This is a genomic window from Flavobacterium bernardetii, assembly GCF_011305415.1.
Classification (GTDB): domain Bacteria; phylum Bacteroidota; class Bacteroidia; order Flavobacteriales; family Flavobacteriaceae; genus Flavobacterium; species Flavobacterium bernardetii.
Map to the genome: position 1 here is coordinate 286,053 of NZ_JAANOQ010000005.1, position 14,529 is coordinate 300,581.

The window sequence follows — 14,529 nt, forward strand, 5'->3', positions numbered from 1 at the left end:
AAATTATGGTAGATGAAAAAATAAGATTCTCAGATGCAGAATTAGCAGAATTTAGAGAATTAATCAATTCGAAATTAGATAAAGCTAAAAACGATTTAGATTTAATTAAGAGTGCTTATTTAAATGATTCTAATAACGGAACTGACGATACTTCGCCTACATTTAAAGCTTTCGAAGAAGGAAGTGAAACAATGAGTAAAGAAGCGAATTCGCAATTAGCTATTCGTCAGGAAAAATTTATTCGTGATTTAAAAAACGCTTTAATTCGTATTGAAAACAAAACGTATGGCTTGTGTAAAGTAACAGGAAAATTAATCAATAAAGAAAGATTAAAAATTGTTCCTCACGCCACTATGAGCATTGAAGCTAAAAATTTACAGCGTTAAAAAACGTTAATAAATATACAAACGCTCCTATTGGAGCGTTTTTTATTACATTAAATTCCTATTTTTGCACAAATTATAAAAAAATGAATCTAAAAAAAGCCTATTTATTTGTATTTCTTATCTTACTAATTGATCAAGTAAGTAAAATATATATTAAAACGAATTTCTATCTAAACGAACAAGTAAAAGTGTTCGATTGGTTTAGAATTTACTTTGTGGAAAACGAAGGAATGGCTTGGGGTGTAGAAATTCCAGGTGCTTACGGAAAATTGTTTTTAACTGTTTTTAGAATTTTTGCTGTTGGAGGAATTTCTTGGTGGTTAAATGATACAATCAAAAAAGGCTTATCTAATTACTTAACTTTCGCCATTACGTTAATTTTAGCAGGAGCGATTGGAAATATCATTGATTCGGTTTTTTATGGCGTAATTTTTAATGACAGTTATAGTCAAGTTGCAACGATTTTTTCTAACGAACCTTACGGAACTTGGTTTCACGGTGAAGTAGTAGATATGTTATATTTTCCAATCATTAAAGATATTCCAATGCCAGAATGGGTGCCGTTTATTGGCGGAAAACCATTTACTTTTTTTAATGCCATTTTTAACATTGCCGATGTAGCCATTTCTACTGGATTTGGTGTTTTAATTGTGTTTAATAAAAGATGTTTCAAAGAAGTATAAAAGTTACATAAAAGAAGAAAAACCGCTTTATAGGCGGTTTTTTTGTTTTATAAAGCTAATGTTTTTGACCGTTCCTTCAGATGAAAGTTCCATACTTACAATTTGATTGTTTGAATTTCTTTTAAACTGATAAGAAGTTCGAGCATTATTGCCAAATTCATCTTTTTCTATGGTTGATAATGGTGTGTTTTCATTGTTTTTATAGGTTAAGAATAGTTTGTTGTCTTTTTCAAAAAAGGAGTAAGTGGTTTTTAGCTCTTCGGAATAATAAATACCAACAAATTCATTGATTTTTACAGTTTCTGGTTTTACAAATTGTGCTTTTTTGAAGTAAAAAGGCGGGCCTCCAAAAGAAATAATTAAATCTTTATTTTTGTCTTTTGTGAAATCATAAGTAACACTTTCATTATTTATTCTGTGAAATTTATTTTTTTCAAATGCTAAAAGACTAATTCCTTTTTTAGCTTGACTTCCTTTTGCTTTAAGCGTATCATTTTCCACAAAGATTTCCATCTTCATGGCGCTATTCATTTCTTTATATTGCCCAATAAAAGCATCTAAATTCTCGTTTTGATAAAGCTTCTTTATATTTGATTTTTCTATAGTTTCTTCGTTAAGAAACAAATCTAAAATTTGATAGGAAATAGGAGTAGGGTTAATCGACTCTAAATTCGTCATGATAATTACACCTAAGTTTTTTTCTGGAACAGTAATCAATTGCGATTGTCCGCCCCAACCAAAACCACTATGACTAATTGTTTGAAAGCCTTTATACTTGTCCACCATTACGCCTCGTGCATATTTGGCTTTTTCGCCATTTTCTAATTTCTCAGATTGAATTAAAAATTTCGAAAGTGATTTGAATTCCGAATTAGCTCCATTTAAAACAGCAATCCATTTTGAAAGATCTTCAACGGTTGAAGCCATACTTCCAGCACCATAACTTTCTTGTGAACTTGTGTTTGAAATATATTTTCCATTTGTAAATTGATAACCAACAGCTTTGTTTTCAATAATTTGTTTGTTAGAAGTTTTAAAGCAACTGGAGTTCATTTGTAAAGGTTTAAACAATTTTTCTTTGGCAAATTCATTCAAATTTTTTCCCGAAATTCTTTCTATAATAATTGTTAATAGGTTATAATTTGTATTGCTGTACAACACTTTTTCTCCAGGTTTTTTGTTTAATCCTTTTTGATTAGCCGCAAGTTGTAAAACCGTTTCATTATTATAATATTCTGAATCATAATCAAAACCTTGTAAATCCATTATCGTATGGTAATTTCTGATTCCGCTGGTGTGATTTAGTAAATGTTTTATTTTTATTGGCGTTCCGTAATTAGGTATTTCAGGTAGATATTTTCGAATGTCATCATCTAAAGAAAGCTTTTTTTCTTGTACTAAAACCCAGATGCAAGAAGCTGTAAATTGTTTTGCTATTGAAGCGATACTAAATGCCGTTTTTGTGTCGTTTTTGATGTTTTTTTCAACCGAAGCAAACCCAATTCCTTTCACATAAATTAAGTTTCCGTTTTCAACAATACCAATACTTAAACCTGGAGAATTTGGTTTGTTGTATGATTGCAGAATGACATCTATTTTCTCCGTTTTGTTTTCTTGGCTGTGAATCTTACACGTAAAAAAAACAAATAGAAATAGAATTACTCTCATCATGATTTAACTGATTTGTATTTCTGATAAAAGTAAGTTGGCACTAATCCGAAGTTTAATAATAAGAAACCCGCAAATACAATCATACCGCGACAAGGCCAAACTAAGAATTCAAACATAGCACCAATTCCAAGAATAAAAGTGGTTAAAAAACCTAAGATGTAAAATGATTTTGTCATAACTATTTGTTTAATAAAATTGTTTTTTGTTTGGAATGTTTATATCTGTTATAAAACACGAATGGAATAGTAATGAAGATTAAAATGGCAAATCCGGTTGCTAATAAAATACTTGAGTACGGCCATTTATTAAGTTTGAACAAAAACCCTAAAGCCAATAACATAACATTAAAAGTAGAAAGTAAAAAAAAGGCTCTTTTTCTGTATAGAAAAGAGTGTATTAATGCTTTTTCATTAATTGTATTTTGCATATTTTGAATGGCACTATAACCTCCTAAGTTTTGAATCGCTTCTTGATACGCCGTTTCAAAACTATTTCCATTATAACATTCAATATGCGTGCAAATATGATCCATTAAATCCTCTTTCAAATTTTGATCATTTACACCATAGAAGTTCAAATTATTTTCTATATATACAACGTTTGCGTCAGTTAGTGTCATAATTTAATCTTTTCCGAGTTAAAAATTAAGTGCAGCGTAGTTATGAAATCGTTTAATTCTGCCGTTATTTCTGTAATTGCTAACTTACCAGATGGCGTAATTCTATAATATTTTCTTACTCGTTTTCCGATGTATACTTTTTCTGTTTCTAAAATACCATCCGCTTCTAATTTGTGTAAAATTGGATACATCGCACCTTCTGAAATGTCAATTTTACCTTTGGTCATTTCTTTCACTTTTTGAGTAATTTCATAGCCATACATTTTATCATTTTCACTTATCAGTTTTAAAATGATGGGAAGTAGGGTTCCTTTGGTTAATTCTTTACTATACATTTTTCAAATATACATTTTTATTTAATACATCGTAATAAAATGTATTATTTTTTTAAATCATTGATTTTATGCCTATTTTTAACCTTTATTTATTCTTATTTTAAATAATCATATCGTAAATTTGCCACAAATAGTTTTGATATGTTCGATGTTCAGAAAATAAGAGCACAATTTCCAATATTGTCACAAACCGTAAACGGAAAACCATTAGTGTATTTTGATAACGGAGCGACTTCGCAAAAACCTCAAGTAGTAATTGACAGTATTGTGGAGTATTATTCCAAATACAACGCTAATATTCATCGTGGAGTTCATACGTTGAGTCAACTTGCTACGGATGCTTATGAAGAAGCGCGATTCAAAATCCAAAGACATTTTAACGCGAAACATTCTTACGAGATTATTCTTACTTCGGGAACGACCGAAAGTATTAATTTAGTAGCTAATGGTTTTGCTTCTTTATTACAAATAGGTGACGAAATTATTGTTTCTGCATTAGAACATCACAGTAATATTGTGCCTTGGCAAATGTTATGTGAACATACAGGTGCGATTTTAAAAGTCATTCCAATGAATCTTCATGGCGAATTAATCATGGAAGAATATGACAAATTACTTTCTAATAAAACGAAATTAGTATGTTGTAATCACATTTCAAATGCATTAGGTGTTTTAAATCCAATTGAAGAAATTATTCAAAAAGCACATGCTGTTGGCGCAGCAGTTTTAATTGACGGTGCCCAATCTTGTCCGCATATTAAACCTGACGTTCAAGCGTTAGATGTTGATTTTTATGTGACTTCTGCTCATAAAATGTGTGGACCAACCGGTGTTGGAATGCTTTACGGAAAAGAAGAATGGTTACGTAAATTACCACCTTACAAAGGCGGCGGAGAAATGATTGCGACAGTAACTTTCGAAAAAACTACGTATGCCGATTTGCCTCATAAATTTGAAGCGGGAACCCCAAATATTTGCGGTGGAATTGCTTTCGGAGCCGCAATTGATTACATGAATGAAGTCGGTTTTGATAACATTGCCAAACACGAACATGAATTATTAGTGTACGGAACTCAAAGATTACAAGAAATTGAAGGAGTAACTATTTATGGTCCAACAGATTTAAACAAAAAAGCTTCAGTGATTTCTTTCAATATTGAAAACATTCATCCGTATGATATTGGCACGATTATAGATAAATTAGGTATAGCGGTGCGAACAGGTCATCATTGCGCACAACCGATAATGGACTTTTTCAAAATTCCTGGTACAATTAGAGCAAGTTTTGCCTTTTATAATACTAAAGAAGAAATTGATATATTTGTAGAGGCCGTTAAAAAAGCAAAAATGATGTTATCTTAAAATTTATAACTATGAAAGCAATTACAATATTAGCAACTATCGCAATCACAATAACGGGTTGCAACTGTCAAAAAAAAGCAACGGATTCTAATGTTGTAGCGAATAGTGATGCATTAAAAGATGCTATTACAAATAACAAAACCCAAAGTGTTGTGCCAACTATTTATTATGATGCAGTCTCAAGAGGTTTTGCTTTAGCGACGAAAGTTGAAAATAAAGTTTTATATATTTCTAGAGACAGAGAATTCAAAGAATATTCAGAAAAAATTGAAATTTCTGATTCGGATTGGAAAGAAATTTCTGCATTGGCAACAGCTGTCAATTTAGAAAAGGTAAAAGACATGAAATGGCCAACAGAACAAAGATATTATGATGGTGCGCCACATGCAAATATTACTTTCGAAGCGAAAGGTGTTAAATATCCAGCTAATGGTTTTGATCATGGACATCCGCCAGCAGAAGTTGAAAAATTAGTGAATAAAATTTTAAGTTTAGTTGAAAAAAAATAATGAATATTAAAGAAATACAAAACGAAATTGTTGATGAATTTTCAATGTTCGATGATTGGATGGAACGTTACGAATACATTATCGAGTTAGGAAAAGGATTACCAATTATTGAAGACCAATACAAAACGGAAGACAACATCATTAAAGGTTGTCAGTCTAAAGTGTGGGTTCACGCCGAAGAAAAGGAGGGAAAGGTTGTTTTTTCAGCAGATAGCGACGCCATTTTAACTAAAGGGATTATTGCTATTTTAATTAGAGCTTTTTCGAACCAAACTCCAGCCGCGATTTTAGAAGCAAATACGGATTTCGTAGACGAAATTGGACTAAAAGAACATCTTTCTGCTACTCGTGCTAACGGTTTGGTTTCGATGATTAAAAAAATAAAATTATATGCGTTAGCTTTTGAAGCTAGACAATAAAAAGTTTAAAATAATTCACTTTGTGCCTTCGTGCCTTTGTGACAAAACAAATAAAAATGGAAGAATTTAAAGACGAAGTAAACCTAGGTGAAGATGTAGTAAGAGCATTAAAAGGAATCTATGATCCAGAAATCCCTGTGGATATTTACGAATTAGGTTTAATTTATGATGTAATGATTAACGAAGACAATGAAGTTAAAATTTTAATGACATTAACTTCGCCAAATTGCCCTGTAGCCGAATCTTTACCAAAAGAAGTGGAAGAAAAAGTGCAAAAAATTGATACGATTAAATCTTGTGAAGTAGAAATTACTTTTGATCCGCCTTGGAGCAAAGATTTAATGAGTGAAGAAGCCAAATTAGAATTAGGAATGCTTTAAAAAATAGTCATAAAGTCAAAGTTCTGAAAGTCTTAACGTTTTGGACTTTACGACTTTCGACTTTACGACATTAAGACTAAAACATGGACGAAATAGTAAATAAAGTTGCGAATAGTAAGTTACTAGTTTTCGATTTAGAAGATTATTATCCAGATGATCATGTGATAGCAGTAGACATTTCGCAATGGTTGTTTGGTGGATTTATTTTGAAAGAAGCCGAATTTAGAGAACAATTAAAAAATACAGATTGGTCTTTATATGAAGATAAATATGTGGCGTTGTTTTGTTCGGAAGATGCGATATTACCGGCTTGGGCTTATACGTTAGTAGCAGTTCATTTAGCACCGTTTGCTTTAAAAGTAATTCATGGCGATAAAAAAACTGCGATTATTGATTGGTACCAAGACATTTTAAACAAATTAGATTACACGGAATATTTCGAGAAACCTTTAATTTTAAAAGGTTGTTCTAAAAAAGAAGTTCCGAATGAAGTCTACACTTTAGCCATTCAAAAACTAATGAAGGTTTCTAAAAGTATTATGTTTGGAGAAGCTTGCTCAGCAGTTCCTTTGTTTAAGAAGAAATAATTCGGATATATAAAACATAAAAAAAACCAGTCAATTTAGTAGTTGACTGGTTTTTTTATGTTTAATCTTCAGTATCATCTTCATCGTCCTCTTCCTCAATCACATCTTTATAATCTGGATATAAAAATTTATTATAAGGAAAACGACTGATGTGAATTTCTCTTACAGCTCCGTAAAGTTTTTCTCTAAAAGCTTCAAAGTTTTGTTTTTCTGTTGCCGAAATAAAAAGCGTATTGTTTTCTCCTAAATTACTCATCCAAGTTCTTTCCCAATCTTGAAGCGAGAAGTTTTTGGTGGTTTTTTCAATAGTTTCGTCGTTTTCATCAATCTTTACATACTTGTACGCATCAATCTTATTGAAAACCATTATCGTTGGTTTATCGGCACTTTTAATGTCTAATAAAATTTTGTTTACTGCCGCAATATGATCTTCAAATTCAGGATGAGAAATATCTACAACATGTAATAACAAATCGGCTTCTCTAACTTCGTCAAGCGTACTTTTAAATGAATCTACTAGTTGAGTTGGTAATTTTCTAATGAAACCAACCGTATCCGAAAGTAAGAAAGGTAAATTTTTAATCACCGTTTTTCTAACCGTAGTATCAAGTGTAGCGAATAATTTGTTTTCTACAAAAACTTCACTTTTTCCAACGGCATTCATTAATGTTGATTTTCCAACATTCGTATAACCCACTAAAGCCACACGAACCATCGCACCACGATTGCCACGTTGTGTCGACATTTGTTTATCGATAACCTTAATTTTTTCTTTTAGTAACGAAATTCGATCACGTACAATACGTCTGTCCGTTTCAATTTCCGTTTCTCCAGGACCACGCATACCAATTCCACCTCGTTGACGTTCTAAGTGAGTCCACATTCCGGTTAATCGAGGTAATAAATACTGACATTGTGCTAATTCTACTTGCGTTCTGGCATAAGATGTTTCAGCACGTTGCGCAAAAATATCCAAGATTAAATTGGTTCGGTCTAAAACCTTGCAATCTAATTCTCTTGTAATATTTTTTTGTTGTGAAGGCGTTAATTCGTCATCAAAAATCACCGAATTGATATCGTGTTCTTTAATATAAACTTTAATCTCTTCTAATTTTCCAGTTCCAACGAATGTTTTTGGATGAGGTTTATCTGTTTTTTGAGAAAATCGTTTTACGACCTCTCCACCAGCTGTAAATGTTAAAAATTCCAGCTCATCAAGGTATTCATTTAGTTTTTCTTCATTTTGGTTTTGTGTAACAATCCCAACAATAGCGGTCCTTTCAAAGGTGTGTTTTTCAATTTCTAACATATATATGTAAAATTTTAACAAAAATAGTCGATAATTTTCAATAAATAACAACGATGTTTTTTATCGATTTTAACTGTATTATATCGATTAATTTAGCTTAGGGACATATACTCATTACATTTGTTAATGATTATATAAACTTAAACAAACGCAAATATAATGAAAAAACTACTTTTATTATTGTTTATGTTCGCTGGTTTAAATGTTTTTGGGCAAGCATTGACTCAAAACTTTGAAGGCGCAACATTTCCACCAACAGGTTGGACAAGATTCGAGACCGGTACAGGTGTCGGTCAAAGTTGGGAAGAAACAAGTTCACCTACTTTCACTTTTGGTGGTGTAGGTAAATCTGCTTTACTTTTAAGAGAAAATGTTCCCGCGGGATTAGCAATTGACTGGTTAGTTACTTCTCAAGTAACAGTGCCTCCAAATGCTCAATTACGTTTTCAAACTAAAACCATTCAAGCGGGTGTTCAAGGAAGTTTGTTTGATGTTAAAGTATCAGCAGTTTCTCAAACAAATCCAGCAGACTTTACAACAATTCAATCATGGGATGAAGCTACATTAACAACAACTAACAACGTTTTTGAAGAAAAAATCATTGATTTATCTGCTTATCCAACAGGAACTCTAATATACATTGCATTTGTAATGACAAATGATAATGGAGACAGATGGGTTATAGATAACGTAAATGTTATTGAAAAATGTTTGGATCCAATAGGACCGTTAACTACTGCTGGTGAAACTACTGATAGTGCTCTTTTATCTTGGGGATCACCACTGGGATCAGGTATTTCACAATGGGAAGTTCAAGTTGTTAAGTCTACTTTGCCTTTTACTGATCCATCTGTTCAAACTCAAATAGCAAATACTAATACTAACTTTCAATTTATAGGTTTAACAGCAAATACATTATATAAATTTCAAGTACGTTCAGTTTGTACAGCAGGATTTACTAGTGATTGGTTTGGACCAAAAGGTTTTCAAACCGCATCCTTCGGAGATACGTGTGGTGGACCTATTATAGTAGGAAATAATGTAACTGCAGGTATTCCTCCCGTTACTACTTTTGTATCAGGATTATTACCTTATCAAGTAACAGATAATACAATTAACTACACAGATTCAAACGATTTACCTCAACCATTAGCTTGTAGTGGAAGCGCTACGAATTATATGCAAGGTAATGATGTTTTTTATTCGTTTACACCAATAGCAAATGGTAACTATAATTTTAATTTAGCTCCAACAAGTGTTGGTTCTAGTCTTCACATTTATAGCGCTTGTCCTACTACACCAGGGGTAACCTGTTTGGGTGGTGCTGCAAATACAAATGCGAATCCAAGAAACATTACTTTAAATGGTTTATTAGGTGGTACCACATATTATGTTATAGTATCTTCAAGTGGAGGTGCTTCACAAACGTTTGGTTATACTTTAACGATACAACAAGTATTCTGTAACCAACCAACAGGTTTAACAGCAACTAATATTACAAGTACATCTGCAGATATAGGATGGGCGGCTAATGCAGGAACTGTTTCATGGCAATACTCATTTGCACCAGCTCCTTACGGATTACCTACTGGTACAACATTTCCAACAACAGCAACAAACGCTGGTACTACTGTAACTGGGATTCCTGGTATTGTTTACCAATATTATGTAAGAGCAGATTGTAACGATGGGAATTATAGTATTTGGTCAGGCCCGTTTACTTTTACTTTACCTCAAGTTGCCATGCCATTAAACTTTACTGATGGTTTTGAAACTTTAACAGGTTGGACATTAAGTAATGGAACGCAATCTAATAAATGGGCAGTTGGTACAGGTATTAATAATGGCGGAACACATGCCCTATATATAACTGATGATAATGGGGTTACAAATACGTATAATAATATAGCAACTTCAGTTGTTCACGCTTATAAAGATTTTATTATTCCTGCTGGAGCAACTCAATTGGACTTCACTTTTGATTGGCGTTCATTAGGAGAGCTTCAAGATTATGTTAGAGTTTGGACTGTTCCTACTACTTTTAATCCAGTTGTAGGTACACAAATTACTGCTTTAGCAAATAGCAGAATTAAAATTGGAAATGATTTTACGGCAGTTCCAACCTTTACAACAGAAAATTATACACTTAATGCTACTCCATATGCGGGTGGTACAATGCGTGTAGTTTTTGAATGGAGAAATAATAATGCAGTTGGAAATCAACCTCCTGCTGCAATTGATAATATAAAATTAGATTTAGTTCCTTGTCCGAAACCTTTGAATCCGACAATTTCTAATATTAACTATAATAATGCTCAAGTAAACTGGGCAAATGGAGGTTCTGAATCTCAATGGGAAGTAGTGGTTTTACCGGTAGGTTCGCCAGCGCCAACAGCAGTTTCAGTTGGGACACCAGCTTCTACAAATCCATTTGTTATTACAGGATTAAGTTCAGTTACATGTTATGATGTATACGTAAGAGCAGTATGTGCTCCAGGTGTTGTTAGTTTCTGGTCTACAGTTGCAACTTTCTGTACTACACCTCACTTTTGTGCAGGAGATAATTTTTATGATACAGGTGGTGCAACTGGAGATTATGCAAATAGTCAAAATATCACAACAACAATTTGTCCAGATAATGCTGGTAATGTAGTTACTGTAATTTTCAATCAGTTTAATTTAACTGCAGGAGATAATTTAGTAATTAGAGACGGAAATTTAATTACATCACCAAGTCTTGGAACTTATACAGGGACAACTTTGCCACCTTCATTTACAGCAACTTCTCCTAGTGGATGTTTAACATTTATGTTTACATCAAATGGCACTGGAGTAAGTACAGGTTGGGATGCTGAGATATATTGTACAACACCAATTACTTGTCCAAAACCAATTACTTTAACTGCAACAAATGTTGGTACAACATCTGCTCAATTTAATTGGACTGAAACAGGAACTGCTTCACAATGGGAAATTATTGTGTTACCTCTTGGTTCACCTGTTCCTGCACCTGGAACTCCTGGAACTTTAGTTTCTACTAATCCTTTCGTTTGGACTCCATTAACACCAGGTACAGCATATACTTTCTTTGTAAGAGCTAAATGTTCACCTACTGATTTTAGTTTCTACTCAAATGGAGCTAACTTTTATACAAAACCACTAAATGACGAATGTGCTACACCACTAAATGTACCAGTAAATACAGATATGGCGTGTACGCTTATCACAGCTGGAACAATAACTGGAGCTACAAATTCTGGAACACCAACTTCAACATGTGGTGGTGCGGCTGATGATGATACTTGGTTTTCGTTTACTGCAACTTCAGCAGCTCATATCATAAATTTTAATGATATTGTAGGGTCAACTACAGATTTAAGTCATGCTATTTATTCAGGTACTTGTGGTGCATTGACTTTACTATATTGTGATGTAAATAACTTTAGTTATAACAATACATTTGTTATTGGTCAAACGTATTACATAAGAGTTTGGTCTGCAACAACAACCGCAAATCAGGTTGTTAATTTTAACGTATGTATCAATAGAGTAGGGCCTCCAATTTTGGCTGAAAACTCTTCGACTACTGCCGCTCCAACAACATATACGGTGTCACAGTTAGTAACAGATGTATTAGTTACTTCTCCATGTGGAATTGTATCAAACATTACTTCTTCTACAGGTTTAAATTTTGGACAACAAAATGGTATTGGATATTTTAATAAAAATGGATCTTCATTTGGTTTAGATGAAGGAATTATTTTAGCAACACGTTCTGCAAATACTTGTGATGGACCAAACGATGCAACTTCTGAAGGTACTGGAACTTGGCCTGGAGACGCACAATTGCTTGCTTATATACAATCTACTGGAACAGATCCAGGGATAGCAAGTTATAACAACTCTTCAATTTTAGAATTTGATTTCGTGCCAATTGCTGATCAAATTAAATTTGATTTCATATTTGCTTCCGATGAATATGGGACGTTTCAATGTTCATATTCTGATGCTTTTGCATTTTTCTTGACAAATTTAGCAACGGGGACTACTACAAATTTAGCAGTTATTCCAGGTACTTCACCTGCTGTTCCTGTTGCAGTAACAACAATTAGAAATAATCTATATAATTCTAGTTGTGCTTCTGCAAACCCAACTTATTTTGATAAATTTTATGGGGCTGGAAATCCTCAGAATGGTTTACCAGATGTAATTGCACCAACTAACTTTAAAGGGTATACTGTGCCAATGTCTGCAACAGGAACTGTTGTCCCAGGACAAACATATCATATGAAATTTGTTGTTGGTGATAGAAATGACTCATCATTTGACAGTGCGGTTTTCTTAAGTAAATTTGATATTGGAAATGTAGATTTAGGAAGTGATTTAACAGTTAATGGTAACAGTGCTTTATGTGCTGGTCAATCATATACAATTAATAGCGGATTAACGGCGCCTCCATATGGTTTTACATGGTATTTTATGGCTCCAAGTACATCAACATTTGTTGAATTGGTTGGTCAAACTGGACCAACATTAAATGTAACGCTTCCTGGAGAATACAAATTAGTAGCACAATATGTAGGGTCAGCTTGTGTGGGTGAAGATACAATCGTAGTGGAATTTTATCCAGATTTAATTCTTATCACACCAGAACCGAATGATATGTCAATTTGTTCTACTACTCCTGTATTTGATTTAACTCAAAATACACCGGTAGTTACAGCTAATTTCCCAATACCTGCAGATTATGTAGTTTCATATTATACAACTGAAGCAGATGCTATTGCTGGAATTAATGCAATTGCAAATCCAACTACATATGTTAATATTACAAATCCACAAACAATTTGGGTTAGAATTTATAATACTATTACATTCTGTTCTGGTATCAAAAACTTTGAAATTCAAGTAGTTTCTCCTCCAACATCTGATATTGTTTACAATAGCACACCTTACTGCTTTAATGCAGAAATTGCTAACGTTACATTTACAGGTACTACAGGTGGAAATTATTCAATAGTTGGTAATCCTTTAAATATCTTTGTAGATGCAAATGGAACTGTAACTTGGAATAACCTAGTTACACCAGGAACATATACAGTTTATTATGAAATTGGAGCTGGAGCTTGTTCTTCAAATGATTCATTCATTATTACAATCGATACGCCAATTACTGCTTCATTTACAAGTAGTAATGTAGCTTTATGTGAAGGTAATTCTACAACAGTAACATTAAGTGGTACGCCTAATGCGACAGTAACTTATAATGATGGAACTTCAAATCAGACAATTGTTTTAGATGCAGCTGGAAATGCTTCATTTAACCATGTTGGTGGTACTAAAACATATTCTTTAGTTAATGTGATTTTAGGAGTATGTACGCAACCGTTGACAGGAACCGTTATGGTAACAGTAAATCCAATACCACAATTTACTATACCGGCAAATTTAACATTCTGTGCTGCATCATCAAATACAATTTCTGTTACTCCAATTAACTTTAATTTAAATAATGTAACTTATGCATGGAACTTTAATACTAACCCATTGCCAGATACAACATCTACAATTACGGTTAATCAATCTGGTACTTACACAGTTACTGTTACAACACCAGAAACATGTTTTAGTAGTCAGTCTACTGTAGTTAATTCTATTGCAGTTCCAGTTGCTGATATTTTAGCGGATGTTAATTTTTGTGATGAATATATTTTACAACCATTAGTAGGTGTAGGAAATTCATATCATACTGCCGCTAATGGATTAGGAACACAATTAAATGCAGGTGATGTTATTACAACTTCTCAAACAATCTATATCTTTGCTCAGTCAGGTACTACACCAAACTGTACAGATGAAAGTGATTTTGTTGTAAATGTTGTTAGTTCTCCTACATTTGACATTACAGGACAATGTGAAGGAAATCAATTTGTATTAACGGCTAATGTTAGCAATCCTCAAGATTATAGTTTTGAATGGATGAATAGTTCAAGTGTAGTTGTTGGATCAACTTCAAGTACAATTACAATAAATAGCCCAGGTACTTATACTTGTACAATTACTAATTTATCTGGTTCTATTGTTTGTTCAACACAAGTATCTATGTTATTTGACAATATTGTTTGCGACATTCAAAAAGGTATTTCACCAAACGGGGATGATAAGAATGATTATTTGAAGTTGAAAGCAAATAAGGTTGAGATTTTCAACAGATACGGTAAGGAAGTTTATAGTAAAACGGATTACAATAACGATTGGCATGGTCAGTT

13 protein-coding genes are annotated in these 14,529 nt (G+C 32.8%); 8 read left to right on the plus strand and 5 right to left on the minus strand.

Translation table 11 applies throughout. The features are described 5' to 3' along the window. Positions 1-5: 5 nt before the first annotated feature. Entirely contained in the window at positions 6-386 is a 381-nt protein-coding gene (locus tag G6N05_RS11065) for a TraR/DksA family transcriptional regulator (protein WP_166128796.1), read from the plus strand. A gap of 83 nt (positions 387-469) precedes the next feature. After that, complete coding sequence (locus tag G6N05_RS11070; protein ID WP_166128801.1) at positions 470-1,069, plus strand: lipoprotein signal peptidase; 600 nt, start codon at positions 470-472, stop codon at positions 1,067-1,069. A 27-nt stretch (positions 1,070-1,096) separates the two neighbouring features. Here the strand turns inward: G6N05_RS11070 and G6N05_RS11075 are convergent, their stop codons facing one another. From G6N05_RS11075 to G6N05_RS11090, 4 genes are read right to left on the minus strand one after another with little or no spacing between them, the layout of a single operon-like run. Beyond that, entirely contained in the window at positions 1,097-2,740 is a 1,644-nt protein-coding gene (locus G6N05_RS11075; RefSeq protein ID WP_166128804.1) for a serine hydrolase domain-containing protein, read from the minus strand. Beyond that, the gene (locus G6N05_RS11080) at positions 2,737-2,916 is read right to left on the minus strand and encodes a hypothetical protein (protein WP_166128808.1); all 180 of its coding nucleotides are present in this window, start codon (positions 2,914-2,916) and stop codon (positions 2,737-2,739) included. The genes G6N05_RS11075 and G6N05_RS11080 overlap by 4 nt, the downstream gene beginning before the upstream one ends. 2 nt (positions 2,917-2,918) lie before the next feature. After that, positions 2,919-3,359 carry a hypothetical protein gene (locus G6N05_RS11085; protein ID WP_166128813.1) on the minus strand — a complete coding sequence of 147 codons (441 nt, stop codon included), beginning with the start codon at positions 3,357-3,359 and terminating at the stop codon, positions 2,919-2,921. Beyond that, on the minus strand, positions 3,356-3,694 hold the full coding sequence (locus G6N05_RS11090; RefSeq protein ID WP_166128818.1) for a PadR family transcriptional regulator: 339 nt from the start codon (positions 3,692-3,694) through the stop codon (positions 3,356-3,358). Before G6N05_RS11090 ends, G6N05_RS11085 begins: the two co-directional genes overlap by 4 nt. A 141-nt stretch (positions 3,695-3,835) precedes the next feature. Here G6N05_RS11090 and G6N05_RS11095 point away from each other — a divergent pair, with 141 nt between their 5' ends. The 5 genes from G6N05_RS11095 to G6N05_RS11115 all read left to right on the plus strand — a co-directional run bounded on the left by G6N05_RS11095 (position 3,836) and on the right by G6N05_RS11115 (position 6,951). Beyond that, positions 3,836-5,056, plus strand: a complete 1,221-nt coding sequence (locus G6N05_RS11095; protein WP_166128821.1) for an aminotransferase class V-fold PLP-dependent enzyme — start codon at positions 3,836-3,838, stop codon at positions 5,054-5,056. An 11-nt stretch (positions 5,057-5,067) separates the two neighbouring features. Then, positions 5,068-5,565, plus strand: a complete 498-nt coding sequence (locus tag G6N05_RS11100; protein ID WP_166128826.1) for a hypothetical protein — start codon at positions 5,068-5,070, stop codon at positions 5,563-5,565. Next, on the plus strand, positions 5,565-5,984 hold the full coding sequence (locus G6N05_RS11105) for a SufE family protein (protein WP_166128830.1): 420 nt from the start codon (positions 5,565-5,567) through the stop codon (positions 5,982-5,984). The genes G6N05_RS11100 and G6N05_RS11105 overlap by 1 nt, the downstream gene beginning before the upstream one ends. A gap of 56 nt (positions 5,985-6,040) precedes the next feature. After that, positions 6,041-6,364, plus strand: a complete 324-nt coding sequence (locus tag G6N05_RS11110; protein WP_166128834.1) for an SUF system Fe-S cluster assembly protein — start codon at positions 6,041-6,043, stop codon at positions 6,362-6,364. Positions 6,365-6,447: 83 nt separating this feature from the next. Further along, complete coding sequence (locus tag G6N05_RS11115) at positions 6,448-6,951, plus strand: DUF2480 family protein (protein WP_166128839.1); 504 nt, start codon at positions 6,448-6,450, stop codon at positions 6,949-6,951. Between the two features lie 61 nt (positions 6,952-7,012). Here G6N05_RS11115 and hflX read toward each other — a convergent pair whose 3' ends face one another. Continuing rightward, on the minus strand, positions 7,013-8,260 hold the full coding sequence (gene hflX, locus G6N05_RS11120; protein WP_166128844.1) for a GTPase HflX: 1,248 nt from the start codon (positions 8,258-8,260) through the stop codon (positions 7,013-7,015). 159 nt (positions 8,261-8,419) lie between these two features. On the opposite strand from hflX, the gene G6N05_RS11125 reads away from it, so the two are divergent. Beyond that, on the plus strand, positions 8,420-14,529 hold a 6,110-nt coding region (locus tag G6N05_RS11125; RefSeq protein WP_205729759.1), incomplete at its 3' end, for a choice-of-anchor L domain-containing protein.

Coding starts and splice junctions, on each gene's coding strand:
- G6N05_RS11065 (WP_166128796.1), top strand. CDS start 6: ATGGTAGATGAAAAAATAAGATTCTCAGATGCAGAATTAGCAGAATTT.
- G6N05_RS11070 (WP_166128801.1), top strand. CDS start 470: ATGAATCTAAAAAAAGCCTATTTATTTGTATTTCTTATCTTACTAATT.
- G6N05_RS11075 (WP_166128804.1), bottom strand. CDS start 2,740: ATGATGAGAGTAATTCTATTTCTATTTGTTTTTTTTACGTGTAAGATT.
- G6N05_RS11080 (WP_166128808.1), bottom strand. CDS start 2,916: ATGACAAAATCATTTTACATCTTAGGTTTTTTAACCACTTTTATTCTT.
- G6N05_RS11085 (WP_166128813.1), bottom strand. CDS start 3,359: ATGACACTAACTGACGCAAACGTTGTATATATAGAAAATAATTTGAAC.
- G6N05_RS11090 (WP_166128818.1), bottom strand. CDS start 3,694: ATGTATAGTAAAGAATTAACCAAAGGAACCCTACTTCCCATCATTTTA.
- G6N05_RS11095 (WP_166128821.1), top strand. CDS start 3,836: ATGTTCGATGTTCAGAAAATAAGAGCACAATTTCCAATATTGTCACAA.
- G6N05_RS11100 (WP_166128826.1), top strand. CDS start 5,068: ATGAAAGCAATTACAATATTAGCAACTATCGCAATCACAATAACGGGT.
- G6N05_RS11105 (WP_166128830.1), top strand. CDS start 5,565: ATGAATATTAAAGAAATACAAAACGAAATTGTTGATGAATTTTCAATG.
- G6N05_RS11110 (WP_166128834.1), top strand. CDS start 6,041: ATGGAAGAATTTAAAGACGAAGTAAACCTAGGTGAAGATGTAGTAAGA.
- G6N05_RS11115 (WP_166128839.1), top strand. CDS start 6,448: ATGGACGAAATAGTAAATAAAGTTGCGAATAGTAAGTTACTAGTTTTC.
- hflX (WP_166128844.1), bottom strand. CDS start 8,260: ATGTTAGAAATTGAAAAACACACCTTTGAAAGGACCGCTATTGTTGGG.